At 63.8% G+C, this 24,985-nt stretch carries 27 protein-coding genes; 12 read left to right on the top strand and 15 right to left on the bottom strand.

What is annotated here, in order from left to right:
• Window positions 1-20 precede the first annotated feature (20 nt).
• The 3 genes from ybaL to A3A9_RS44090 form a co-directional block, all read right to left on the bottom strand.
• Window positions 21-1,799, bottom strand: a complete 1,779-nt coding sequence (ybaL, locus tag A3A9_RS0119255; RefSeq protein ID WP_027060229.1) for a YbaL family putative K(+) efflux transporter — start codon at window positions 1,797-1,799, stop codon at window positions 21-23.
• Window positions 1,800-2,020: 221 nt separating this feature from the next.
• Complete coding sequence (locus A3A9_RS0119250) at window positions 2,021-2,467, bottom strand: host attachment protein (protein WP_430515890.1); 447 nt, start codon at window positions 2,465-2,467, stop codon at window positions 2,021-2,023.
• 193 nt (window positions 2,468-2,660) lie between these two features.
• A complete protein-coding gene (locus tag A3A9_RS44090; protein ID WP_152536137.1) occupies window positions 2,661-2,867 on the bottom strand; it encodes a hypothetical protein in 207 nt (68 codons plus the stop codon).
• A 26-nt stretch (window positions 2,868-2,893) separates the two neighbouring features.
• On the opposite strand from A3A9_RS44090, the gene cysG reads away from it, so the two are divergent.
• The 7 genes from cysG (at window position 2,894) to A3A9_RS0119215 (ending at window position 10,248) form a co-directional block, all read left to right on the top strand.
• Window positions 2,894-4,345 carry a siroheme synthase CysG gene (gene cysG / locus A3A9_RS0119245; RefSeq protein WP_027060227.1) on the top strand — a complete coding sequence of 484 codons (1,452 nt, stop codon included), beginning with the start codon at window positions 2,894-2,896 and terminating at the stop codon, window positions 4,343-4,345.
• The gene (locus tag A3A9_RS0119240; protein ID WP_027031089.1) at window positions 4,342-4,635 is read left to right on the top strand and encodes a DUF2849 domain-containing protein; all 294 of its coding nucleotides are present in this window, start codon (window positions 4,342-4,344) and stop codon (window positions 4,633-4,635) included. The genes cysG and A3A9_RS0119240 overlap by 4 nt, the downstream gene beginning before the upstream one ends.
• A gap of 44 nt (window positions 4,636-4,679) precedes the next feature.
• On the top strand, window positions 4,680-6,350 hold the full coding sequence (locus A3A9_RS0119235) for a nitrite/sulfite reductase (RefSeq protein ID WP_027060226.1): 1,671 nt from the start codon (window positions 4,680-4,682) through the stop codon (window positions 6,348-6,350).
• Window positions 6,325-7,089, top strand: a complete 765-nt coding sequence (locus A3A9_RS0119230; RefSeq protein WP_027060225.1) for a phosphoadenylyl-sulfate reductase — start codon at window positions 6,325-6,327, stop codon at window positions 7,087-7,089. Before A3A9_RS0119235 ends, A3A9_RS0119230 begins: the two co-directional genes overlap by 26 nt.
• Window positions 7,090-7,200: 111 nt before the next feature.
• Complete coding sequence (locus A3A9_RS0119225) at window positions 7,201-7,734, top strand: DUF934 domain-containing protein (protein WP_027060224.1); 534 nt, start codon at window positions 7,201-7,203, stop codon at window positions 7,732-7,734.
• Between the two features lie 95 nt (window positions 7,735-7,829).
• Window positions 7,830-9,437 (top strand): GMC family oxidoreductase, encoded by a 1,608-nt coding sequence (locus A3A9_RS0119220; protein ID WP_027060223.1) that lies wholly within the window; start codon window positions 7,830-7,832, stop codon window positions 9,435-9,437.
• Window positions 9,438-9,627: 190 nt separating this feature from the next.
• A complete protein-coding gene (locus A3A9_RS0119215; RefSeq protein ID WP_027031085.1) occupies window positions 9,628-10,248 on the top strand; it encodes a DJ-1/PfpI family protein in 621 nt (206 codons plus the stop codon).
• 45 nt (window positions 10,249-10,293) lie between these two features.
• On the opposite strand, the gene A3A9_RS0119210 is transcribed toward A3A9_RS0119215, so the two are convergent.
• A complete protein-coding gene (locus A3A9_RS0119210; RefSeq protein ID WP_027060222.1) occupies window positions 10,294-11,316 on the bottom strand; it encodes a fatty acid desaturase in 1,023 nt (340 codons plus the stop codon).
• A 140-nt stretch (window positions 11,317-11,456) separates the two neighbouring features.
• Window positions 11,457-11,651, bottom strand: coding sequence for a hypothetical protein (locus A3A9_RS0119205; protein WP_027060221.1), 195 nt, complete (start codon window positions 11,649-11,651; stop codon window positions 11,457-11,459).
• A gap of 229 nt (window positions 11,652-11,880) precedes the next feature.
• Here A3A9_RS0119205 and grpE point away from each other — a divergent pair, with 229 nt between their 5' ends.
• Both grpE and A3A9_RS0119195 read left to right on the top strand, forming a co-directional pair.
• The gene (grpE, locus tag A3A9_RS0119200) at window positions 11,881-12,513 is read left to right on the top strand and encodes a nucleotide exchange factor GrpE (RefSeq protein WP_027060220.1); all 633 of its coding nucleotides are present in this window, start codon (window positions 11,881-11,883) and stop codon (window positions 12,511-12,513) included.
• 102 nt (window positions 12,514-12,615) lie between these two features.
• On the top strand, window positions 12,616-13,248 hold the full coding sequence (locus tag A3A9_RS0119195) for a trimeric intracellular cation channel family protein (protein WP_027060219.1): 633 nt from the start codon (window positions 12,616-12,618) through the stop codon (window positions 13,246-13,248).
• Window positions 13,249-13,339: 91 nt separating this feature from the next.
• Here the strand turns inward: A3A9_RS0119195 and A3A9_RS0119190 are convergent, their stop codons facing one another.
• The 6 genes from A3A9_RS0119190 to A3A9_RS0119165 form a co-directional block, all read right to left on the bottom strand.
• Complete coding sequence (locus A3A9_RS0119190) at window positions 13,340-14,215, bottom strand: GNAT family N-acetyltransferase (protein ID WP_033838676.1); 876 nt, start codon at window positions 14,213-14,215, stop codon at window positions 13,340-13,342.
• Window positions 14,216-14,503: 288 nt separating this feature from the next.
• On the bottom strand, window positions 14,504-16,786 hold the full coding sequence (locus tag A3A9_RS0119185; protein WP_027060217.1) for a PAS domain-containing hybrid sensor histidine kinase/response regulator: 2,283 nt from the start codon (window positions 16,784-16,786) through the stop codon (window positions 14,504-14,506).
• Between the two features lie 155 nt (window positions 16,787-16,941).
• Complete coding sequence (locus tag A3A9_RS0119180) at window positions 16,942-17,931, bottom strand: MDR family oxidoreductase (protein WP_027060216.1); 990 nt, start codon at window positions 17,929-17,931, stop codon at window positions 16,942-16,944.
• Between the two features lie 54 nt (window positions 17,932-17,985).
• Complete coding sequence (gene lspA / locus A3A9_RS0119175) at window positions 17,986-18,471, bottom strand: signal peptidase II (protein WP_027060215.1); 486 nt, start codon at window positions 18,469-18,471, stop codon at window positions 17,986-17,988.
• Window positions 18,472-18,484: 13 nt separating this feature from the next.
• The gene (locus A3A9_RS0119170) at window positions 18,485-19,342 is read right to left on the bottom strand and encodes a TrmH family RNA methyltransferase (RefSeq protein ID WP_027060214.1); all 858 of its coding nucleotides are present in this window, start codon (window positions 19,340-19,342) and stop codon (window positions 18,485-18,487) included.
• A 17-nt stretch (window positions 19,343-19,359) separates the two neighbouring features.
• Window positions 19,360-20,445 carry a class I SAM-dependent rRNA methyltransferase gene (locus A3A9_RS0119165; RefSeq protein ID WP_027060213.1) on the bottom strand — a complete coding sequence of 362 codons (1,086 nt, stop codon included), beginning with the start codon at window positions 20,443-20,445 and terminating at the stop codon, window positions 19,360-19,362.
• Window positions 20,446-20,577: 132 nt separating this feature from the next.
• On the opposite strand from A3A9_RS0119165, the gene A3A9_RS0119160 reads away from it, so the two are divergent.
• From A3A9_RS0119160 to A3A9_RS0119150, 3 genes are all read left to right on the top strand, one after another.
• Window positions 20,578-21,267, top strand: a complete 690-nt coding sequence (locus A3A9_RS0119160) for a helix-turn-helix transcriptional regulator (RefSeq protein WP_027060212.1) — start codon at window positions 20,578-20,580, stop codon at window positions 21,265-21,267.
• Between the two features lie 73 nt (window positions 21,268-21,340).
• The gene (locus A3A9_RS0119155; RefSeq protein WP_027060211.1) at window positions 21,341-21,721 is read left to right on the top strand and encodes a VOC family protein; all 381 of its coding nucleotides are present in this window, start codon (window positions 21,341-21,343) and stop codon (window positions 21,719-21,721) included.
• Complete coding sequence (locus tag A3A9_RS0119150; RefSeq protein WP_027060210.1) at window positions 21,718-22,152, top strand: EVE domain-containing protein; 435 nt, start codon at window positions 21,718-21,720, stop codon at window positions 22,150-22,152. The genes A3A9_RS0119155 and A3A9_RS0119150 overlap by 4 nt, the downstream gene beginning before the upstream one ends.
• Here the strand turns inward: A3A9_RS0119150 and A3A9_RS0119145 are convergent.
• The 4 genes from A3A9_RS0119145 to sppA all read right to left on the bottom strand — a co-directional run bounded on the left by A3A9_RS0119145 (window position 22,149) and on the right by sppA (window position 24,862).
• The gene (locus tag A3A9_RS0119145; RefSeq protein WP_027060209.1) at window positions 22,149-23,114 is read right to left on the bottom strand and encodes an ornithine cyclodeaminase family protein; all 966 of its coding nucleotides are present in this window, start codon (window positions 23,112-23,114) and stop codon (window positions 22,149-22,151) included. The two genes, A3A9_RS0119150 and A3A9_RS0119145, sit on opposite strands and share 4 nt — an antisense overlap.
• Before the next feature lie 37 nt (window positions 23,115-23,151).
• Complete coding sequence (locus A3A9_RS0119140; protein ID WP_027060208.1) at window positions 23,152-23,508, bottom strand: hypothetical protein; 357 nt, start codon at window positions 23,506-23,508, stop codon at window positions 23,152-23,154.
• A 31-nt stretch (window positions 23,509-23,539) separates the two neighbouring features.
• A complete protein-coding gene (locus tag A3A9_RS0119135) occupies window positions 23,540-23,824 on the bottom strand; it encodes an integration host factor subunit beta (protein WP_006200394.1) in 285 nt (94 codons plus the stop codon).
• Window positions 23,825-23,905: 81 nt separating this feature from the next.
• Window positions 23,906-24,862, bottom strand: a complete 957-nt coding sequence (gene sppA, locus A3A9_RS0119130; protein WP_027060207.1) for a signal peptide peptidase SppA — start codon at window positions 24,860-24,862, stop codon at window positions 23,906-23,908.
• Between the last annotated feature and the right edge of the window lie 123 nt (window positions 24,863-24,985).

Raw genomic sequence — 24,985 nt, 5'->3', positions numbered from 1 at the left:
GGCCGGTAGCCACAATCCGCTCAGTATCCCGATGTCTGCTCCACCTCGCTTCCCAGCACCTCCTCGACGATCCCGCGCGCGATCTCGCGTTCGCCCATGATGACCGTATCGGCGCCGAGCCCCTTGAGGTGCTCGACTTCTGCATCGGAGTGCGCGCGGGCGATGACGTTGATGCCGGGGTTGGCGGCACGCGCCCTGAGCACGATCTGGCCGGCCTCGAAGGCATTGGGGATGGCGAGGATCAAACGCCTGGCGCCTTCGGGATTTGCAGCGGCAAACACTTCGGCGTTGGCCGCATTGCCGGAGACGGTCTCGATGCCGTCCGCTTTCAGCTTCGCCAGCGTCTTGTCGGCGTCCTCGATGACAAGGAAGGGCAGAGCGGCCTTTTTAAGCGCCGCGCCGACGAGGTTACCGACGCGGCCATAGCCGATCAGGATCGCATGGTTGGTAAGTTCAGTCCTGGGCGGCGGACCATCTCCCCCCTTGGCTGCCGCCGCCACCGACACAACCTGTCCCGGTTCCGTCGCCGGTCCGATCGGCTTTGCCTCCATTGCAGGCGCCTTGCGGGCGGCACGGGCCTCGAGCCACGGCTTCATCCAGTCGATGACCAGGAACATCAGCGGGTTGAGCACGATCGACAGGATGGCGCCGGCCAGGATCAGGTCGCGGCCCTGTTCAGGCAACAGTTTCAACCCGACGCCGAGCTCGGCCAGGATGAAGGAGAATTCGCCGATCTGGGCAAGGCTTGCGGAGATCACCAAGGCCGTGGCCAGGGGATAGCCGAAGGCGATGACGATGACGAAGGCCGCCAACGACTTGCCGATAATGATGATGGCGAGCGTCGCCAGGATCGGCAGGCCGTTGCTGAGCAGGCTGAACGGATCGAACAGCATGCCGACCGAGACAAAGAACAGCACCGAGAAGGCGTCGCGCAGCGGCAGCGACTCTTCCGCGGCGCGATGGCTGAGTTCGGACTCACTCATGATCATGCCGGCGAAGAAGGCGCCTAGCGCCAGCGATACGCCGAACAGCTTTGCCGCGCCGAAGGCGACGCCGAGCGCGATTGCCAGCACCGCCAGCCTGAACAGTTCACGCGAGCCGGTATGGGCGACATAGTGCAGGATCCACGGGATGACCCTGCGGCCGACCACAAGCATGACGATGACGAAGGCAGCGACCTTGGCCAACGTGACACCGACGACGCCCCAGATGCCGTAGCTGGCAGGCAGCGACAGCAGGCCGCTGGCATGGGCATCAGCCTGTTCCTGGCCGCCGAGCACGCCGGCAAGCGCCGGCAGCAGCACCAGCGCCAGCACCATGGCCAGGTCCTCGACGATCAGCCAGCCGACGGCGATGCGGCCGCGCTCGGTCTCGATCATACGGCGTTCCTGCAAGGCCCGCAGCAGCACGACGGTGGAAGCCACCGACAGCGCCAGGCCGAAGACCAGCCCTGCACCCATCGACCAGCCGAGCATCCAGGCAAGCCCGGCACCGAGTGCGGTGGCAAAGCCGATCTGGACGATCGCACCGGGCACGGCGATGGCGCGGACCGACAGCAGGTCCTTCAGCGAGAAATGCAGGCCGACGCCGAACATCAGCAGGATGACGCCGATCTCGGCCAGTTCGTTGGCAAGGCCGGCATCGGCGACGAAACCGGGCGTGTTCGGCCCGACCAGCACACCGGCTACGAGATACCCGACCAGCGGCGGAATACGGAAGCGATTGGCGAGAGCGCCGAAGACGAAAGCCAGCCCCAGACCGGCGACGATGGTGGCGATAAGGGGCGTGTCATGCGGCATTGTCTATGGAGCGCCTTTCAAAGTAGCGATGCTGGATGTGCGCCGCCCGAAGCCGCCGCTCATTTGCAATATGGTGGAAGGGGTAACGGTGACGCAACCCGCAGGGGTGCGAAAATCGATGGTGAGGCCGCTAATACCTGACCGGCGGTTGTGAAACGCCGGCCCTATTTCAAGTCTTTCACGAGGGCGCAGCGTCTCGATCGGCGGCGATCAGCCTGATATCAAGCCGCCTTCAGCAACGCCTCGATCTCGAACAAAGCATGATTGGTCAACGTCTTGGGGATCTCGGCCGTGACCTTGTTCTGGACCTCCTTGTGCAGTTTCTTGCGCATCGTTCCGAGCACCAATGGCGGTGCGACAAGCACGATGTCGTTGAACTCGCCGCTATGCGCAAGCTTGTAGAGCCGCGCGGCAATCTCGTCGGCGAAACGTTCCTTGCCGATGCGGTGCCAGTCGGTGTCCTCAACCGCGCTGCGGTGCACAGACGGCCCGTCATTGTGCCGGCCCGGGCTGTCGGTGCCTTGCTCGCGGGTAGGCGGATTGTCCTGTTCCATCCGGTGCACGACTTCGAGATTGGGGTGCAGATTGTCGCCGGCATTTTTCAGGAAAAGCGCCTTTTCGCCGTCGGCCACCATGACCCAGATACCGTGCTTCAAATTGATGCTCATAATGGCGGGCTCCTTTTCCGCATCCTGGGCGCTTGCGTGCGCCCTGATGCTTGATTTTCTGGTTATCGACGGATGGGGAACGCGCCCTGAAGCGGTAATGTTCCAACCAAAAAGATCGTGCCGGCCACTCGCCATTCCAAGCGAGACGACACTCTTCGCGGGAGGTAGCTTTAATCTACTAAAAAGGTAGAATTTAGAAAAAACTGTTTTGCGGCATTTCTCTTGCCGCGTTAAAAGGAGGAGAAATCAAGGCCTGCGACAGCGGCTTGAATCCGCTTCCCGCTTTGATGTGGAATATTTTTCTCCTGCCTTTCACGGTTGCGAAAAAGCGATTGCCTGCCATCACGGGATGCGCGAGTGCTTTGCTTCTGGTTTTTCGCGTCCGGGCGTAAAACTGCAATCCTGTTCAGGATTCCGCTCGCCGCCATGTCGCACGTCACCCCCAAGCTCAATGCCTTTCCCGTCTTCATGCGGGTCGAGGGCGAAGTCGTGGCCATCGTTGGTGGCGGCGATGAGGCGCTCGCCAAGGCGCGGCTGATCGGACAGTCGAACGCGGTCCTGCGCATCATCGCCGAAAATGTCGAACCGGAGCTGTTGGCTTTCATTGCTCAGTCTGGCGCCAGCCATATTGCAGCCGCTTATGATGCCTCACAGCTCGACGGCGCAATCATGGTGTTTGCTGCCAGCGGCGATGAGGCGCTCGACCGCAGCGTCGCAGCGGATGCGCGCCGCTTGAGCATTCCGGTCAATGCTGTCGACCGGCCCGAGCTCTGCGATTTCTTCACCCCGGCGCTGGTCAATCGCGCGCCGGTCGCCATCGCCATTGGAACCGAAGGCGCCGGCCCGGTGCTTGCCCAGATGTTGCGCAGCCGGATCGACCAGATGCTGTCGCCGTCGCTCGGGTCGCTGGCAACGCTTGCCGCTTCGTTGCGCGGTGCGGCCGAGAAATTGCTGCCGAAAGGCAATGCCCGCCGCCGGTTCTGGAGCAGTTTTTTCCAGGGTGCACCGGCTCATGCGGTGGAAGCCGGCCAGCTGTCGCAGGCGCATGACGCAGCTGTGGATCTTCTGCTGTCGAACGCGCCGGCTGTGGGCCACATCGCGCTGGTCGGCGCGGGTCCGGGAGCCGAGGATCTTCTGACGCTGCGGGCGCATCGCCTGCTGATGGAAGCCGATGTCATCGTCCATGACGCGCTGGTTCCTGAGGCGGTCGTTGCCATGGGCCGCCGCGATGCCGAGCGTCTACCGGTCGGCAAACGCAAGGGCTGCCATACCAAGAGCCAGGCGGAGATCAACGCGCTGCTGGTTGAACTCGGCCGACAGGGCAAGCGCGTGGTGCGGCTGAAGTCGGGCGATCCGCTGGTGTTCGGCCGGGCCGGCGAGGAGATGGCGGCGCTGCGCGATGCCGGGATTGCCTATGAGGTGGTTCCAGGCGTCACCGCGGCTTTTGCCGCCGCTGCCGATTTCGAACTGCCGCTGACCTTGCGTGGTGTGTCGTCGTCGATGGTCTTCACCACCGGCCATGACCTCAAGGGCAATTCATTGCCGGACTGGGCCAGGCTTGCGATTTCCGGCGCCACTGTCGCCGTCTATATGGGCCGTTCGGTCGCGGCCGAGGTCGCCGGCCGGCTGATCGAGGCCGGCCTGTCGCCGGACACGGCGGTCGCCGTGGTCGAGAATGCCAGCCTTGCCAACCGGCGCCGTTTCCACGGCACGCTGGCCGACCTGCCGTCGCTGGAAGAGCGCGCCGATCTTTCCGGACCGGTCATGACCATCATCGGCGATGCCGTTGCCGGCGCCAATTTTGAACGGTCCGAGCCGCTGGCGGCACACAGGCATGAAAGCGCCGCCAAAGCGGCCGCAGCAGAGGTCGAAGAATGAAGATATTGACCGCCAACCGCCTGACCGACGGCATCGCCGTCTGGTATGCCGATGGCGGCTGGGCCGAGACCGTGGACCACGCCGACCTTGCTCATGACAAGGCAGCCGAGGATCGCCTGGAGGCGATCGGCGCCAAGGCCTATGCCGACAATGAAGTGGTCGACGTCAATCTGATCGATGCGGACGTCGTGAACGGTGTGGTCGAGCCGGTGCGGTTGCGCGAAAAAATCCGCGCCGCCGGCCCGACCATCCGCAGCGATCTCGGCAAGCAGGCCGAGCGGGCGGCGTAGCCAGGACACCAGTAAACGGGCGGACGCGCCCTGAAAGACGAAGCATGTACCGTTACGATGAGTTCGACCACGATTTTGTCCAGGCCCGCGTCGCCGAGTTCAGCGACCAGGTGGAACGCCGGCTGTCCGGCGAGATCACCGAGGACCAGTTCCGGCCGCTGCGGCTGATGAACGGCGTCTACCTGCAACTGCACGCCTACATGCTGCGCATCGCGGTGCCCTACGGCACGCTGAGCGGCAAGCAGCTGCGCATGCTTGGCCACATCGCCCGCAAATATGACAAGGGTTACGGGCATTTCACGACGCGCCAGAACATCCAGTTCAACTGGCCGGCGCTGTCGGACATTCCGGCGATCCTGGCTGATCTCGCCAGCGTCGAGATGCACGCCATCCAGACCAGCGGCAATTGCATCCGCAATGTCACGGCTGACCACTTTGCCGGGGCTGCCGCCGATGAGGCCGCCGATCCGCGCCCCTATGCGGAGATCCTGCGGCAATGGTCTTCGGTGCATCCGGAATTCTCGTTTCTGCCCCGCAAATTTAAGATCGCGGTGACCGGGGCCGAGCGCGACCGCGCCGCCATCCAGACGCATGACATCGGCCTGCATCTGAAGAAGAACGCAGCCGGCCAGCTTGGCTTTGCCGTCTATATCGGTGGCGGCCAGGGCCGCACGCCGATGGTGGCGAAAAAGATCCGCGACTTCCTGCCGGAAGCCGACCTTCTGTCCTACTGCACGGCGATCCTGCGCGTTTACAACCTCTATGGCCGCCGCGACAACAAGTACAAGGCGCGCATCAAGATCCTGGTTCACGAGACCGGCGTCGAGGAAATCACCCGCCAGGTCGAGGCCGAGTGGCAGGAGCTGAAAGACGCCGAACTGAAGCTGCCGGATGCCGACATCCGCGCCATCGAGACCTATTTCGCGCCGCCGGCGCTGACTGAGCGGCCGGAAGGCGACCAGGCGATCAAGCTGGCGCGCCTTGATTCCAAGGGTTTTTCCGAGTGGCTCGACCAGAATGTGGTGACGCATCGCCATCCCGATTATGCGGCGGTGACGATCTCGCTCAAGGGCATCGGCGAGGTGCCGGGCGATGCTTCCGACAGCCAGATGGAAGCGGTCGCCGACATTGCCGAAAAATACGCCTTCGACGAGCTGCGCGTCAGCCATGAGCAGAACCTGATCCTGCCGCATGTGGCGCGCGCCGACCTCAAGGCGGTCTATGATGCGCTGGTCGACATCGGGCTGGCGACGGCCAATTCCAATTTGATATCGGATATCATCGCGTGCCCGGGGCTCGACTATTGCGCGCTGGCGACGGCACGCTCGATCCCGATCGCGCAGGAAATCTCGCAACGCTTCGCCTCGCTGGAGCGGCAGCGCGAGATCGGCGAACTGAAGCTGAAGATTTCAGGCTGCATCAATGCCTGCGGCCACCACCATGTCGGTCACATTGGCATCCTCGGCGTTGAGAAGAAAGGCTCCGAGCTCTATCAGGTGACGCTGGGCGGCTCGGCCGACGAGAACACGTCGGTCGGCGAGATCATCGGCCGCGGCTTCTCGTCAGAAGAGATCACCGACGCCATCGAGCGGATCGTCGAAACTTATCTCGGGCTTCGGCTCAACCCCAGTGAAAGATTCATCGACGCCTACCGCCGTGTCGGTCCCGCGCCGTTCAAGGAGGCGCTCTATGCTGGCGAAACCAAGGCCGCTTGACCGCATCGCCGAAGTCGATGACGGCGTCGCCGCCAAGGCGGCGGGTCTTGACGCGCTTTACGGTCATCTGAAGCCGCTCGAGATCATCGAACGCGCGGCCCGCGAACTGTTTCATGACGAAATCGCTGCCGTGTCGTCCTTCGGCGCGGATTCGGCGGTGCTGCTGCACATGATTTCCGAGATCGACCGGTCGCTGCCGGTCATCTTCCTCGACACCGGCAAGCATTTCGAAGAGACGCTCGGCTACCGCGACGCGCTGGTCGCCGATTTCGGGCTGACCAACATCCAAGTGATCAAACCCGACGAAGCCGCGCTCGAACGGATCGACCCGACGGGCAGTCTGCACCAAAGCAACACCGACGCCTGCTGCGGCGTGCGCAAGGTCGAGCCGCTGGCGCGTGGCGTGGCGCCGTTCCGTGCCTGGCTCACCGGGCGCAAGCGCTTCCAGGCCTCGACGCGGGCTGCACTGCCGGTTTTCGAGGCGGTCGGCGCGCGCATTCGCATCAACCCGCTGGCGCACTGGACGACATCGGATCAGGCCGACTACATGCGCGCGCATGCGCTGCGCGAAAATCCGCTCGTCGCCTATGGCTATCTGTCGATCGGCTGCTTCCCGTGCACGCAACCGGTACAGCCGGGCGAGGACGCGCGCAGCGGCCGCTGGGCCGGTCATGCCAAGACCGAGTGCGGCATTCACCTGTCGGGACTGGAAGTGTCGCTGACCGACGCATCACTATAGGGTATGCTGATATTCAGCCGGCCTGCGAACGGCGACCTCCACGCGGAGGCCGCCGGTTTTGTGCGGGAGGGACTTTCAGCGGACTTGGATTTTGGGGCTTTAGGAATTCTGATGACTGAATCGACGACACCGGAGACCCGGCTCTGGACCCCGGAGGGTTTTCGTGAGGATGAGTGGGCTCATGCCGAAAGCGCTGACGCGCTGTCGGGCAATGGCCGCTTCATCCTGCCGCTGCAGGCGTTCCTCGACCTTGATCCGGAGGTACGCCGCTCGGCCAAGGAGCGGCTCGGAGTCGTTTTGCAGCCTGGTGATCAGCTTGAGAAGATCGCCGAACTGCTCGACCAGCTGTCGCTGGTGGCGCTGGTGTTTCCGGCCTTCAGCGACGGGCGTTCGTTCTCCAAGGCTGAACTGCTGCGCAGCCGCTATCATTTCGAAGGCGCCGTTCGTGCCACTGGCCAGGTGCTGGTCGACCCGTTGCCGCATATGCTGCGGCTGGGCTTCGACGAGTTCGAGATTTCAAACCCCGTGCTGTTGAAGCGTCTGGAAGAGGGCCGCACCGGCGGGTTGGGGCTCTACTACCAGCCGACCGCCGTGCCGGAGCCCAACGGCCCGAAATACTCTTGGCGGCGCGTTCGCAACAGCTGACGCTGCGGTAATTGCGCGCGTCTTTACATCAGCTCTGATCAGGCCTTCTCTTGGCTGCCCGGACGGAAACATCCGCCGGGTGCGAGGAGGAAACCATGGCTTTCGACTATGTCATCGCCGGCGGCGGGTCCGCTGGCTGTGCGCTTGCCGCTCGGCTTTCCGAAGACCCATCCGTCATCGTCTGCCTGATCGAGGCCGGCGGCGAGGGCAGGGACATGCTGATCCGCGCCCCGGCCGGCATTATCGGCATGCTTTCGGGTCGGCCGAAGATCAACAACTGGGCTTTCGAGACCGTGCCGCAGGACGGGCTTGGCGGCCGCAAGGGCTATCAGCCGCGCGGCAAGACTCTGGGCGGCTCCAGCGCCATCAATGCCATGCTCTATGTCAGGGGCCATCGCAGCGACTATGACGAATGGGCCGATCTCGGCTGTGACGGCTGGTCATGGGACGAGGTGCTGCCCTATTTCCGACGCGCCGAAAGCAACGAGCGCGGCACGGACGCCCTGCATGGCGGCGACGGTCCGCTGAAAGTCTCGAACCAGCGTTCGCCGCGACCGATCGCAAAAGCCTTCATCGAGGCCTGCGCGGAAAACCAGATCCGCATGACGGACGATTTCAACGGGCCTGAGCAAGAGGGCGCCGGCTATTTCCAGGTCACGCAATTTGCCGGCGGCGCGCGCAATGGCGAGCGCTGTTCGGCGGCCGCCGCCTATATCCATCCGGTCATGCAGCGGACCAATCTGACCGTGATCACACGGGCGCACGCCACAGGCATCGTCCTTGACGGCAAGCGCGCAACCGGCATCCGCTACCGCACTCGCCAGGGAGAGGCGGTGGCGCGGGCGTCGCGCGAGGTGATCCTCTGTGGCGGCGCCTTCGGTTCGCCGCAACTCCTGCTGTTGTCCGGTATCGGCCCGGCCGCCGAACTTGCCATGCACGGCATTCCCGTCACCCACGAATTGCCGGGTGTCGGCAAGAATTTGCAGGACCATCTCGATTTCATCGTCGGCTGGAAATCCAGGGATACCGATATGCTTGGCATAAGCCCGCGCGGCGCGGTCGGTTTCCTAGGGCATATCCTGCAGTGGCGGCGGGATGGCACCGGACTTATCGCCTCGCCGGCGGCCGAAAGCGGCGCGTTCGTGAAATCCGACCCGGTGCTCGATCGTCCCGACCTGCAATTGCAGTTCATCATCGGCCTGGTCGAGAACCATGCTCGCACGCTGCACTATGGCTTTGGTTTCTCCTGCCATGTCTGCATCTTGCGGCCGCACTCACGTGGCGAGGTCGGCCTGGTCAGCGCCGATCCGTTCGCCGCGCCGCGTATCGATCCGCGCTTCCTCGATGACGAACGCGATGCCGAGCTGTTGCTGAAGGGCGTGAAGCTCACCCGGCAGGTGCTGGGCTCTCCGGCGCTGGCGCGCTATCGGTACAAGGAAATGCACATCGCCGGGGCGCCAGGCGATGCCGACTTGATGGGACATATCCGCGCCCGCGCCGACACCGTCTATCACCCGGTCGGCTCTTGCCGCATGGGCGTCGACGAGATGGCGGTGGTCGATCCGCAATTGCGGGTCCATGGGCTTGAAGCCTTGCGGGTCGTCGATGCCTCGGTGATGCCGACGCTGATCGGCGGCAACACCAATGCGCCGACCATCATGATTGCCGAAAAGGCGGCGGACATGATCAAGGTGGCCGCCTGATTGTCATTCTGGTCGAACCAGCAATGCTGTTTTCGTTCACCCCTAAACGACATTGCGCGTGTTCTGTCGAGAATGAAGAAAACTGGTCGTACCAATTTGACGATTTGCACTTTCCCTTTCGCTGACCTGCCCTTAGGATGGGTGTATTATTTCGCAGCCCGAAATAAATGACACAAGGGAGGAACCGGGAATGGCTGGCAAGAAGATATTGATGCTCGTTGGCGAGTTCAGCGAGGAGTATGAGATTTTCGTCTTTGAGCAGGCCATGCATGCGGTCGGCCACACCGTGCATGTCGTCTGCCCGGACAAGAAGGCGGGCGATATCCTGAAGACGTCACTGCACGATTTCGAAGGCCATCAGACCTATACCGAAAAGCTCGGCCACGACTACATCCTCAACAAGACGTTTTCCGAGGTCGATCCGGCGCAATACGATGCGGTCTACGCAGCAGGTGGGCGCGGCCCCGAATACATCCGCATCGACAAGCGGGTGCAGGCGCTGGTGCGGCATTTCCACGAGGCCGGCAAGCCGATCTTCACCATCTGCCATGGCGTGCAGATCCTGATCGCGGTCGATGGCGTGGTGCGGGGCAGGGAAGTGGCCGCACTCCACTATTGCGAGCCTGAAGTGACGCTGGCCGGCGGCATTTATATCGATGTCGCGCCGACCGGCGCCCATGTCGACGGCAATCTCGTTTCAGCCAAGGGCTGGCCGGGCCTGTCCAACTTCATCCGCGAATGCCTGAAAGTGCTCGGCACGGAGATCCGCCATGGCGAGATCCTGATGCGCGATGAGCGCCAGGCGGCCTGAGCCGGTATGTTCAGGGCTGCCGCGCTCTTGGCGCGGCAGTTTTTTCTACAACGCCGCCCGTGCCTCGCGGAACGAGACCAGCTTGCGGCGGCTTTCATCCCACAGCGCCAGTTTGACGCAACGCAAGCTGTCGAGCAGCGTGACGCGGCCGATGCCGCGCAGTTCCGGATAATCGCGCAGCACTTCCTGCAGCCGGTAGCCCGGCACCTTGGCGGAGAGGTGGTGGACGTGGTGGACGCCGATGTTGCCGGTGAACCAGTTCAGCACCGGCGGCAGGTCGTAGTAGGACGAGCCATGCAAGGCGGCATGCTGGAATTCCCAGTCTTCGTCCTTTTCCCATTCCGTCTCCTCGAACTGGTGCTGGACGTAGAACAGCCAGACGCCGGCCGAGCCGGCCAAGATGACGATCGGCAGGTGGACAACCAGGAAGGCACCGGGGCCGACGGCCCAGATAAGCAGGGCTGCTGCAAGCGCGATGGCGAGATTGGTGGTCATCGATGACACCCAGGGCGTCAGTCCGCCGCGCATCATGCCGATCGGCAGCCTTTGCGAGAAGATGAACAGCCAGATCGGTCCCAACCCGAACATCACAAGGGGATGGCGATAGAGGCGATAACCAAGGCGACCACGCCATGACAGCTGCCGGTATTCGGCAACAGTGAGCGTCCTGATGTCGCCCATGCCGCGTTCGTCGAGATTGCCGGCGCTGGCATGATGCACGGCGTGGGCGCGCCGCCAGCAATCGTATGGTGTCAGCGTCAGGACACCGAGCGCACGGCCGATCCAGTCGTCGGCGTAGCGGTTGGCGAAGAAGGAGCCATGGCCGCAATCGTGCTGGATCATGAAGATGCGCACCAGGAACCCGGCCGCTGGAAGGATCAGGATCAGGCCCCACCAATGGCCATAGGCATAGGCTGCCGAGGACAGCGCCCAGAGCGTGGCGAACGGAATGAGGGTGATGGCCAGTTCGATGGCGCTGCGCCGCCGGTCCGGCTTCTTGTAGCGCGCCAGAATCTTCAACCAGGCGCGCTTGCTGTTGGCGGCCGCATCGGGGGAAATCATGTTCATCAGGAAGCATAGGCGGGGCGTGTGGCCTCCGCAAGGCGAGGATCACGTGAAATTACTGCGCGTAATTGACGCGCGATAGGCCGTTTCCAGGCCCAGCCGTCCAGAGGTCTGAAATACCGGAATGGCTAGGCGAATGGCACCTATTGGCGGCCACCGCCGGTGCTGCTCTCCAGCCGATCCAGCCGGTCCAGCAACTCTGTGAAGCGGTTGGGGATGTCGGCTTCGGGCCGGAAGGCCGGCAAGCTGCGCAGAAAGCGCGTCATCGCCTCGGCGCCGAACTGGCGCCTGACTTCGGCGGCTAGCCCTTCTCTCTTTTCGGCCTTGTTGTTGGTCATCGTTTCAAAATCCTTTGTCGGTTCCGAAACTCCTCCAGCAAGGGAATGGTTCCCCCATCACACCCCTGTGGCAAGCAAAGCCGGCGGTTACGGTAAAATTTGAATTAATATCGAAGGACCGCCATCGGGTGCCGTCCAGGCCTCGAGGTCGCTTGCCCCTTGATTTTTGGTCGCCAAACCTCGATATCGGGCACAAAATCCACACCATTCGAGATGACGGGAAATGGCGATGAGCGACCAGGCAAAAGACGAACGCGCGCCCAGTGAAGCCGAAGCGGCCGATGCCAATGCCGAGCGCACGGAAGGCAGCATCGACGGCGACTATGAAGCGCTTGTGCGGCTGCTGAAGGAAAATGAAGAGCTCAAGGACCGCGCGCTGCGCGTCGCGGCCGAGATGGAAAACCTGCGCCGCCGCACCGCGCGCGACGTGCATGACGCCCGCACTTACGCGGTTGCGAATTTCGCCCGCGACATGCTGTCGGTGTCGGACAATCTGCGCCGCGCGCTGGACGCCATTCCGGCCGAGGCCAAGGCGTCGGACGATGCCGGCTTCAAGTCGCTGATCGAAGGCGTCGACCTGACCGAGCGCGCCATGCTGTCTGCGCTGGAACGGCATGGGGTCAAGAAGCTCGCACCCGAGGGCGAGAAGTTCGACCCCAATTTCCACCAGGCAATGTTCGAAGTGCCCAATCCCGATGTTCCGGCCAACACGGTGGTCCAGGTCGTGCAGCCGGGCTATTCGATCGGCGAGCGCGTGCTGCGTCCGGCCATGGTCGGCGTCGCCAAGGGTGGCCCTAAGTTCGCAGCCGAGGCGCCGGTCGAACCGGGGCCGGTGAATGAGCAGGCGGAGAAGGATGCGTAGTTAGGGATTAGGCAGTAGGAAACCGACGCAGTCGTATCAAACGCGCGGCTTCGTGCTATTCATACGCAGTTCCTAATCCCTACTGCCTATTGCCTCATGCCCTTGAACCCCATCGCACTTCTCGACTATGCCGGTGTCGCCGTTTTTGCGGCGACCGGCGCCTTGGCTGCTTCGCGCAAACAGCTCGACATCATCGGGTTCCTGTTCCTGGCCAGCGTCACCGGCATTGGCGGCGGCACTTTTCGTGACCTCATCCTCAATGTGCCGGTGTTCTGGGTGATAAACCGCGACTATGTGCTGATCTGCGCGGTGGTGGCGGTGCTGGTCTTCTTCACCGCGCATCGCGTCGAATCCCGCTACAAGCTGCTGCTGTGGCTGGACGCCATCGGGCTGGCCGCCTTTTCGGTGATGGGCGCGGCAAAGGGCCTGGCTATCACCGGCTCGCCGGTCGTTTCGATCATCACCGGCATGCTGACCGCGACCTTTGGCGGCATATTGCGCGATTTGCTGGCCGGCGAGCCATCGGTGTTGCTCAGGCCGGAAATCTACGTCACGGCCGCCCTGGCGGGCGCCGCGATCTTCACATTGGGCGACGTCGCCCAATTGCCGCAGATTGTCTCGGGGTTGGCCGGTTTCGTCGTGGCGCTTGCCGTACGCGGCGGTGCGCTGCGTTTCGGCTGGTCGTTTCCGTCCTACAAGAGCCGGCCCGGCCGGCGGCCTGAGGATATTCCGTGAAAGGAAGCGAGTAGCGAATAGGGATGACAAGCCGCGGAATCGCGGCGTAGCCCTTGCTATTCGCTATTCGCTATTCGCTATTCGCTATTCGCTATGCCGCGAAGCGCTGCGCTTCCCCGCCATAGTAGTTGACGTAGCGCGCACCGATCTCCTTGACCGGCATCACCACGAAGACGTCGACGGTCGAGAATTCGCGGTCGATGACGCAGCCGTCGCCGATGCGGGCGCCAACCCTCAGATAGCCCTTGACCAGAGGCGGCATCGCCGCGATCGCTGCCTTGGCGTTGACCGCCTCGATCGGCATCAGGTCCATGGAGCAATATCGATCGGACACCGCGCGCACGTCCCAAGCCGAATTGGTGCGGCAGTGATGGGCGAGATAGGTGAGAGCCTCGGCATGCGCGGCCGGCACCGTGCCATGGAAGGAGGCGCAGCCGGTCATGACGCCGATTTCGTAATGATTGATATAGGCCCAGATGCCTTGCCACAGCGCCTCGATGGTGCGCTTCGAGCGGTATTGCGGCAAAACGCAGGAACGGCCGAGTTCGAGAAAACGCTGGCCGGGGTGACGGGCGATGAGCTTGGTCAGCTCGAATTCGCCTTCGGAATAGAAGCCGCCGGCGGTGGCCGCGATTTCTTGCCGCAGCAGGCGGTAGGTGCCGACGATGCGGCGATGTTCGGGGCCGGAAAGCGTGGTATCCAGGACCAGCAGATGGTCGCAGAGCGGATCGAACCGGTCGGCGTCACGGCGATCATGCGCCTGAAACAGGTCCTTCCTGGCGCCAAGTTCGTCGTAGAACACCCGGTAGCGCACTTCCTGAGCGGCCGCGATCTCGGCCTCGTTGCGGGCGAGCCGCACTTCGAGATTGCCGATACGGCCGAGTGCTGCGCCCTTTATGACGGAATCGACGTTACGTCCGGCAAGCAAGGCGCTGCTGGCGTTGGACCGAGTGTCACATTCCGGCATAACTGTATGCACGAGTGATTCTCCTTCGAGCCATCCCTCTTGGCACGGGGATACGGTGTAGGTGCAACAGGATTGTGACAGTACCGTGATACGGCGTCGCGGGCAATACTTCGTCGGCTGGCGAAAACGCTCAACCGGCTACGTTCGGTGAGGAAACATGAAACGCGGCGCATCTCGATCGGGTAGGGCGACGCGCTTCAGATCCTTCTTTTTCATGCATGTCATCCGCCCAAAATCGAGGAAATTTTTTGGCCGACATCCATCGGCCGCACGCCGGAAAAAGGCGGCTCAAGCGGCGAACTGGCCCTCGACGGCGTTGACCAGCGCCTCGGGGTCGAGCGGCTTGGTGACGAAGCCGCTGGCGCCGTGGGCGAGCACCGCATGGCGGGTCTTTTCCTGGCTGTCGGCCGACAGCACCATGATCGGCACGGGTGGCGCCGACGTTTCCTCCTCATGGCGGCGGATCGCCGCAATGGCGTCCAGCCCATCCATCACCGGCATATGCAGATCCATCAGCACCACGTCGAAACGGTGCTTGTGCCCGGCGCTGGTGACGGCCTCGACGGCAGCCTTGCCATTGCCGACCACCTTGACGCGGTGCCCTGCCTTCAACAGCGTGGCTCGCGCCAGCATGGCATTGATGTCGTTGTCTTCTGCGATCAGAACGGACAGGCCCTGCTGGCGCTCACCTGAGGCGCGAAGCGTTGGGGTGCGACGCTTTTCCGGCTGCGGCTGGGCAAGGGCCGGCGCATGGCTGGTCAAAAGCACACGCAGAAGCGTTCCCCCGCGCACCGGCCGGGCAAGGAAGGTCGCATAGCCGCTGGCGCGGAACTCGCCAAGCATGCCGCGGTCGGTCGGCGCGATCAGAGTAATGGCTTCGCAATCGGAAAAGCCGCTTTGGCGTAACCTTTTGAGCAGCCTTCCGTCACTTTCTTCCATGGCGGCATCGACCAGCAGCACGTCGCAGCCGCCGGCAAAGGGCGCAGCCTGCGCCACGCTGGTGGCAATACCGGCGGTGCCGCCATTGGCGCGGATGGTGCGGGCGATGGCGTCGGCCTCGACGGCGTTCCTAGACAGGATCACCGCGCGCCTGCCGGCAAGCGCGTTCAGCTGGCCCTGCGGCGCCTCCGTGGCCTCCGTGGCTGGGATTTCGAAGACGAATTCCGACCCTTGGCCAAGCCGGCTGGAGACCGAGATCGTGCCGCCCATGGCGGCCACCAGGCGCTTGGAGATGGCAAGTCCCAGCCCCGCCCCGCCATGCGTGCGCGTCGAGGTGCCGTCGGCCTGCTCGAACTCCTCGAAGATGCGCTCCATGTCCTCGTCGCGCAGGCCGGGACCGGTGTCGGTGATCGTGAAGCAGATGCGGTCGCTGGCCTCGGTACGGGCACGCGCGACGCTGACCAGCACGCCGCCGCCGTCGGTGAACTTGATGGCGTTGCCGATGAGGTTGAGCAGCACCTGCCTGACCCGGCCCGGATCGGCGGTGATCAATTGCGGTACATCGGGTTCGACGTGGCAGCCGAGGCCGATGTCCTTGGCGAAGGCGCGCGCGGCCAGCAATTCGATGATGTTGTCGGCGATCTCGCGCACCGACATCGGTTGCGGTTCCGGATCGAAGCGACCGGCCTCGATCTTGGAGTAGTCGAGCAAATCCTCGATCAGGGCGAGCAGGGCGCTGGCCGAGGTCGAGACGGCGCCGACATAGGTTTGCTGCTCCGGCGACAGGCTGGTATCGGCCAAGAGCCTCGCCATGCCCATGATGCCGTTCATCGGCGTGCGGATTTCATGGCTGACGGTGGCGAGAAAGCGCGATTTGGCCTGGCTGGCGTATTCGGCCCGCTCACGCGCGGTGATCAGCGAGGATTCGGCGCGCTTGCGGGCGGTGATGTCGCGGGCGATGGCGCGATGCGAGACCGCGCCGCTGTCCTTGTCGCGCACCGACAGTTCGATCCACGAGAACCAGCGCGGGCCGCCCGGCGCCCGGATGGCGACGTCAGTGGAACTCAGGCACTCGTGGTCGGAAAAGGCGGCATCGGGGACGATGCCGACCTCGACGCCGAGTTCGGCCAGTGTCTTGCCGGCAAGATCGCGCTGATCGGTTTCGACCAGATCGGCGAACACCTTGTTGGCAAAGACGATGTAGCCGTCGCGGTCACGATGGATGACGAGATCGCCAAGCGCGTCGATGAGACCGCGAAAACGCTCCTCGCTCTCCTGCATCTCCCACATGCGGTCGGCCAGCGTCTCGATCTCGGCGCGGCTGCGGGCGCTGGTCTCGTCAAGCAGCACCACGGTACGATGGACGCTGCGTCTGGCATGCAGATGCAAGCCAAGGCCGGCGAGGCCGGTGGCCAGCAAAGCCAGGCTGATGAAGATCGGCGCCCCGGTCAGATGCGCGAGGCCGGCGAGTATCATCATGGCAACGTAGGTTAGCAGCGGCAGACCTTCGGGCCTTACCACTTGCTGCTCGGGCACCAGCGGCGGCGCGGCGATAAATCGCCGTGCCGGCATGGGTGCCGCATCGACGTCGTCGCCAATATCTGCCTGTTGCGTGCCGGATTCCGCGATCATGCGAAACCTTTGCCAGACAGAGATTATGGAAAATTGCGGCGGATCGTTCGAATTTTAGCGGATGCGCATCTTTTTACCCGGTGTGCCGGACTTGTCGCCAGACAGTGTCAATTCCGTCAGCCCTTCGGGGCGGCGAACTCACCCAATCGGCGAACTCACATATCGACAACCACGCGTCCGCGGATCTTGCCCTCGACAATATCGCGCGCGGCGTCGATGATGCCGTCGAAGCCGATGGTCCTGGACAGGCCGGCGAGCTTCTGCAGGTCGAGATCGGAGCCGATGCGCCGCCAGGCCTCGAGGCGCACAGCCTTCGGCGCCATCACCGAATCGATGCCGAGCAGCGAGACGCCGCGCAGGATGAACGGGGCCACGCTCGACGGCAGATCCATGCCTCCGGCCAGGCCGCAGGCCGCGACCGCGCCACCATAGGATGTCATCGACAGCACGTTGGCCAGCGTGTGGCTGCCGACCGAATCGATGCCGCCGGCCCAGCGTTCCTTGGCCAGCGGCTTGGCGGGCTGGTTGAGTTCATCGCGCGATATCACCTCGGCGGCGCCAAGGTTGATCAGATAGGGGCTTTCGGCGTTGCGGCCGGTCGATGCAATTACGTGGTAACCGAGGCTGGACAGGATGGAGACCGCGACCGAACCGACGCCGCCGGCAGCACCCGTCACCACCACCGGGCCGCGATCGGGCAGGATGCCGTGCCGCTCGAGCGCCATGACGCTGAGCATGGCGGTGTAGCCGGCGGTGCCGACCGCCATTGCGTCATGCGCGCTGATGCCTTGCGGCAGCGGCACCAGCCAGTCGCCCTTGACGCGGGCGTGCGCCGCATAGGCGCCGAAATGCGTTTCGCCGACGCCCCATCCATTCAGGATGACCTTGTCTCCCTGACGCCAGTCGGGGTTGGAGGACGAGATCACCGTGCCGGCGAAGTCGATGCCCGGCACCAGCGGCCAGCGGCGGACCACCGGCGCCTTGCCGGTGATGGCCAGCCCATCCTTGTAGTTCACCGTCGTCGCCTCGACCGCGACGGTGACGTCGCCTTCCATCAGGTCGGCGTCGGTGAGGTCCGTCACGGCCACCGATTGCTTCTTGTCGGCATCGCGCGAGACGAGGATGGCTTTGAAGGTTTCGGGCATCTTTTTCTCCGCGAGCTTGCTTGGTGTGGACTGTGCGGCGATGGGCGCGCGGGGTCAATCTTTGGACGGCGTGGGCTCGCGCCGCCAGCCGATGAGTTCGTCGAAGACAACCAGCGCCGCACCCACGGAAATGAAGGCGTCGGCGAGGTTGAATACGTTGGCAAAGGACCAGACCGGTGTGTGGAACAGGATGTAGTCGATGACGTGGCCGTAGACGGCGCGGTCGATCAGATTGCCCAGCGCGCCGCCGATGATCAGGGCAAAGCCGGTGCGGGCTATGATATGGCCTGATGGCGTGCGGGTGGCGAGATAGAGCACGAAAGTGACGACCAGCACAGCGATGACCACCAGGCCGGTGTCACCGAAGGAGGAGAACATCGAGAAGGCGATGCCGGTGTTGTAGGTGCGAAACAGCGCCAGGAACGGCACCAGATCGACCTTTTCCTGAAACGGCAGGCCGGTCTCGACCAGGTGCTTGATCCATTGATCGAGCGCAATGGCCGCGACGACGAGCAGTGCGTAGGGGGACCATGATCTCAAGGGCGGGCAACCTTCATTGCTGGTCGGCGATGGGTTCGAGCTTCAGGGCGCCGCGCCGGATCTCGAACAGCATGATGCCGGTGGCGACGGCGAGATTGAGCGAATCGGCACGGCCCGCTTGCGGAATCCGGAGCAGCCTGTCGCAACTCGCCGCCAGGCTCTCAGGCAGGCCCTGCTGCTCATTGCCCATCATCAGCAGCACCGGCCCGCGGGAAAAATCGACCGAGCGATAGTCGACCGCGCCTTTCAGATGCGTGCCGGCGACGAGGCCCGAAAAGCCGCCACGCCAGGCAAGGAAAGCTTCGGTCGTCGCCTTGGCCACCGGCACGGCGAAGATCGAGCCCATCGTGGCGCGCACTGTCTCCACGGAAAACGGATCGGTGGTGTCGCCGACGAGGATGACGCCCTTGGCGCCGACGGCATCGACGGTGCGGATGACGGTGCCGAGATTGCCGGGATCGCGCACCCGGTCGAGCGCCACCCAGACATCGCCATTGTCGGCGCGGATATCCTTCAGGGCGAGGAATTTCTGCGAGAAGACACCGACCACCATTTGCGGGTTGTCGCGGCGGGTGATGGCGACAAGAACCTTTTCCGACACTTCGAGCACCGTGCCGCCGGCGGCAACCGTGCGCGCCGCGACCTTTTCCACCGCGGCATTGCCGCGCCCGGCCTTGGCGAACACAAGCGTCCTGATCTGCCAGCCGAGATCGAGCGCATCGATGACAAGCTTCAGCCCCTCGGCCATGAAGGCGTTCTGCTGGTCGCGGAATTTCTTCAAGGCGAGCGCCTTGATGTCCTTGATCAGCGGATTGGCAAGGCTGGTGACTTCCTTCACCTGGCCCGGTGCGCCGGCATGCCGTTCGTTCATTCAGGACTCCCGGGCATTCAGGCCACCCAGCGCGAAAACAGTGACGTCGAAAGCGCCCTGCCGGCGGATTTTTCGCGGATGATCAGCTCACCCGATTCAACCCTGCCGCCCATGCCGGCGAAGGTGTCGCGCATCAGAGCATGGATGGCGAAGAAGGAGGCGCGGATCGAATAGGCGGTCAGCACCACCGCCAGCGGCTTCGGCGTCAGGATCGCGCGGCAGAGGTCAGTCAATGCCGGCAGGTCCTCGAACAATTGCCAGACCTCGCCCTTGGGGCCGCGGCCATAGGCCGGCGGGTCGAACAGGATGATGTCGTAGCGGCTGCCGCGGCGCTCCTCGCGCTCGGCGAATTTCACCGCATCGTCGACGATCCAGCGGATCGGCTTGCTGCCAAGCCCGGCCATCTCCTGGTTTTCACGCGCCCAGCCGATCGCCTTCTTCGAGGCGTCAACATGGGTGACCTCGGCGCCGGCGCGGGCCGCCACCAGCGAGGCAAGGCCGGTATAGCCGAACAGGTTGAGCACCTTTACCGGCCGCCTGGCCGACGCGATCAGGCCTGCCATATGATCCCAATGCGAGGCCTGTTCGGGAAAGACGCCGACATGGCGAAACGAGGTGAAGCGGCCGAGATAGTCGATACCGTCATGCTTCATCGGCCAGGTCTCACCGAGTGGCGTCTTCGGGAAACGCCAGCGGCCAATGCCTTCCTCGTCGGTGTCGCCGGTGAAGATGGCGTCGGCCCGCTCCCAGTCCTTCGCCGGCAAGGCCTTCTGCCAGATCGCCTGGCCCTCGGGCCGCACGATGCGATAGGGGCCATATTGTTCGAGCTTTTCGCCGGCGCCGCTGTCGAGCAGGGCATAATCCGCGTTGGGTGCCACTTCCAGGATGACCGGAAGTTGCTCGGCGGGCAGCGCCCCGTCGCGGCGGGCGAGGATGCGCGGTGCGGCTTTCGGTTCGGGGCGATCATCGGTTCTGGCCTCGGGCCGCTCGCGCGGCCTGGCGTCCGGCCGTGCCGAGCCACGCGCCTCGTGCGGACGTGCGTCTCCCGTTCCGCTTTTTGCGGGCGGGCGGCTGTCGCGGCGTTTGTCGCGAAAAGACTTCAAGCGGGAGCATCTCCGAGCGGCGTGCCGCTTTTGGCATAGGGCAACCGGCTTCGCAACCAAGTCTGCCGTTACCTCTCCTGTTCATGTCGGCCAGCGATGGACCAATGTCAAAGAAACAGGCAAATCTGCTGGATGTCCCGCTCCGAACGCCTGCTTGATCTCATCCAGTGCCTGCGCCGGCACCGCCGGCCGGTGAGCGGGCGCACGCTTGCCGATGAACTCGGGATCTCGATCCGCACACTCTATCGCGACATCGCCACGCTGCAGGGGCAGGGCGCGCCGATCGAGGGCGAGGCGGGGCTCGGCTATGTGCTCAAGCCCGGCTTCATGCTGCCGCCGCTGATGTTCAGCGACGAGGAGATCGAGGCCATCGTGCTCGGCTCGCGCTGGGTCGCCAAGCAGCCGGACCGCCGTCTTTCGGCCGCCGCCGCCAACGCACTGGCCAAGATCGCTGCCGTGCTGCCCGACGATCTGCGCGAGGATCTCGATGCCTCGACGCTGCTGGTCGGGCCGCCCATGACGGCCATTGAAGGCATCGACCTCGGCGTCGTGCGGCAGGCCATCCGCAACGAGCGAAAACTCGGCTTTCTCTATCGCGACGCAGGCGGCGCCGTATCCGAGCGCGTGGTGTGGCCGTTCGCGCTCGGCTTCTTCGACAAGGTGCGGGTGGTGGTGGCGTGGTGCGAAATGCGGCAGGATTTCCGCCATTTTCGCGCCGATCGCATCTCCGGCCTCAACACAATCGATACGCGCTATCCGCGTCGCCGCCAGGTGCTGCTCAAGGAATGGCGGGCGACGTTCGACAAACCGCGTGGGTCATGAATGATACTGCCAGAAACTGACAGTATCCCGGCTATATCGAGCGCATCGAAACGCCGAACCTTGGAGAGCAGACATGACCACCCCGAATTTCGTTATCCTCTATGTCGACAAGCCGCTTGAAAGCGGCGCCTTCTACAGCGCGCTGCTGGGCCGCGAGCCGGTAGAAAGCGCGCCGACCTTCGTGCTGTTCGTGCTCGACAACGGCTTCAAGCTCGGCCTCTGGTCACGCCATACGGTCGAGCCGGCGGCAGAAGCGACCGGTGGCGGTTCCGAGATCGTGTTTGCGCTGGAGACGCCCGACGCGGTCGATGCCACGCATGCCGACTGGGCCGGGCGCGGGTTGAAGATTCTGCAGACACCGACCGACCTGGATTTTGGCCGCACCTTCGTTGCGCTCGATCCCGACAATCATCGTCTGCGTGTTTACTGGCTGAACGACGGGGAACAGAAATGAGCGCGTACTGGATCGCGGTTGCGTCGGCCGAACATGTCCGGCGCGGCCGGAAAGACGGCTTCATGCAGGTCAACCACGGCAAGGCGGCCCCTCTGCGCCGCGTCAAGCCCGGCGACGGCATCGTGTATTATTCGCCGACCACCGTTTTCGGTGAAAAGGACGGCCTGCAGGCGTTCACGGCAATCGGCACCGTGCGCGACGGAGAACCCTATCAAGGCGACATGGGCGCCGGCTTCACGCCGTTCCGCCGCGATGTCGACTGGGCGACGGCTGACGAAGCGCCGATCAAGCCGTTGCTTGACCGGCTGGAGTTCACCGCCGGCAAGTCGAACTGGGGGTATCAGCTTCGCTTTGGTCTGTTTCCGGTCAGCGCGGCCGATTTCACAGTGATCGCCGAGGCGATGGCCGCCAAAATGGCGGCGGTGGGCTAGGCCTTGAGTGCGTCGTAGACGGCAATGCCGGCGGCAAGGTCCTCGAGCGCGGCACCGACCGACTTGAACAGCGTGATCTCGTCGGAGCTCTCCCGGCCCTTCTTCTGGTCGCGCGCCAGTTCGTGCAAATCCGCGACGATGGCTTCCGGCTTCAGCAGGCCGGAGGCCAGGGGCTGGACGATGTCGCCGGCCTCCTTGGTGGCACCGGCGCGGGTGTCGACGTAGACGCGCGCGCGCGCGATCGCGTCATCATCGCTTTCGCGCATCGCCGGCGTGAAGCCGCCGACCAGATCGACATGGGTTCCCGGCCGCAGCAGCGCGCCCTTGACCAGCGGCGTGGTGGTGATCGTCGCCGAGGAGACGATGTCGGCCTGGCCAAGCTCGGCATCGAGATCGGTTGCGGCGCTGGCCGAAAAACCCTCGGCACGCAAATCGGCCGCGACTTTCTCGGCATTGGCCGGGGTCCGGTTCCAGATGCGGATAGTCTTGATCGGCCGCACGGCCGAATGCGCCTTGGCAAGGAACGGCGACAGGGCGCCGGCGCCGACCACAAGCAGCCGCGAGGCATCGTCGCGGGCGAGGTAGGATGCCGCCAGCGCCGAAGCGCAGGCGGTGCGCCACTGCGTCAGTCGCTGGCCGTCGATCAAGGCTTCCGGTTCGCCGGTGCTGCCATTGAGCAAGAGATAGAGCCCCATCACCGCCGGCTTGCCGATGGCGTTGTTGTCGGGCGAGACGGTGACGATCTTGACGCCGACATGACCGCCGGCCGAGGTGCCGGCGGCGTGGAAATCCGTCCATGCCGGCATCAGCAGCAAGGTCGAGGCCGCACCATCCGGTCGCTCGACCGCGTGATGATGCCTGACAGGTTGCACCGCGCCTTCGCGAAATGCCGTTCGCAATGTCTCGACCAGTCCGGGAAAGGTCAGCGCACGATCGACCTCGGTGGCCGAAATGGTCAGCATGAAAAGCTCCGTGGAAAGAAAGGCGCCGGCCGGCGGTTCAAGCGGTCGGCTTCGGCAATACCGGTCCTTGGGCTGACCCTTGGATCGGCCTCTGCGATGCCGATGGTGCGCGGCTGACCGCCTGGCGCAGGTTTTCCGCCTCGACACCGCGCTGGCGCGCCAGCTTGCGGTAGCGGCCCTGCTTGACCCAGGTCGCCAGGCTGCCGACCATCATCCCGATGGCGAGCGCCAGGAACAGGAAGATGAACAGCGGCAAGGTGAGCGTCAGCTTCGGATTGCCGGGATTGAACGGGTCCAGCGTGAAGGCGACGAGTTCGCGGTTGGCGACGGCCAAGGCGATCAGGATGATCGCCAGGGGCACGAAGACCACGATGAGCATGAAACGATTGAGCATTATGTTTTCCGTCGGAAGCTGGCGCTGACGCCTACTTGCCGCCGTTCAGCCTTTCGCGCAGTTCCTTGCCGGTCTTGAAGAACGGCACCCATTTCTCCTCGACTTCGACGGATTCGCCGGTGCGCGGGTTGCGACCGGTGCGGGCGGGGCGGTTTTTCACCGAAAAAGCGCCGAAACCACGCAGCTCGACCCGGTTGCCCTCGGCAAGGGCGTCGGTGATCTCATCGAAGATCGCGCCGACAATATTTTCGACGTCGCGCAGGAAAAGATGCGGATTGCGCGTGGCAATAATCTGCACAAGTTCGGACTTGATCATCAGACGGGTCCCCGAGAAAGCGGTTCGGTCAAAATTATCAGGATGATTTTATTTGCTTTTTTACTCGCCCCAACCGGCATCTCAAGGGTGCCAGACGGAAACGAGACCGTCAAGAAACAAGCGGTCGGCGCCAAGTTCGTGGATGACATCGCCGCTGTAATCCGGCAGGCCGAGCGCGCTGCCGATCGTTTTCACCATCGACTTGGACCACAGGAAACTCCCGCGACGGTCCGTGTCCTTCCATTCGACCACGTTGAGCTTGGCATCGACCCCCTTGGTCGCCAGCCAGTCGATCGCCTCGGTTTCGCCGCCGACGGCATCGATCAGCCCGTTGGCGAGACCCTGGCGGCCGGTGAAGATCGACCCATCGGCAAGCGCCAGTGCCTGCTCGTGCGTCATCTTGCGGCGGTCGGCGACGATGCCGACGAACCAGTCGTAACTGTCGAGGATGAGCTTGCGGACCATGGCGCGCTCGTCGTCATTGGTCGGCTTGAAGGGCGAGGGCGAGGCTTTGAGCGGTGAGGATTTCACCTCCTCCAGCTTGATACCGAGCTTGTCCATCAGGCCGCTGACGTCAGGATACTGGATCAGCACGCCGATCGAACCGACGATCGAGGTCTTGCGGGCAACGATATGGTCGGCCGCACTTGCGATCATGTAGCCCGCGGAGGCGGCGAGCGTACCGACTTCGGCCACGACAGGCTTGTCGGCGGCCACCTTGCGGACCTCCTCAAAGATCGATTCGCCGCCGACGGTGGTGCCGCCGGGTGAATCGATCGCCAAGATCACGCCTTTCACCTTCGACGATTTGCGGATGTCCTCCAGCCGCTTGATCAACTCCTCGTCCTCGGTGATCGTGCCTTCGATCCGGACCTTGGCGATATGGTCGACAGACGAGCCGCCGAGATCGTCGCCATAGAGCCATGCCGACAGCCCGATCACGCCGAGCGCGACGATGCCTATGGCCGCAACACGCCAGAATGTCAGCTTGCGCCGCAAACGGCGGCGGTCGATCAGGTCGTCGGCTCTCAATGCCATCGTCAGCCTCACAGTCGGCGGGAAGAGACGCTTTTAGACCATGATGTCTTGATCGGGAAGCTGTTCCGTCTTCCATGTGGCACGGCAAGCCGCGCGCGGCCATCCCATGCTGTCTGTTTTGTG

The organism is Mesorhizobium loti CJ3sym, assembly GCF_000472785.1.
Lineage (GTDB): Bacteria > Pseudomonadota > Alphaproteobacteria > Rhizobiales > Rhizobiaceae > Mesorhizobium > Mesorhizobium loti_E.
Note: the sequence above shows the minus strand (reverse complement) of the source record. Positions and strands in the feature narration are given on the sequence as shown.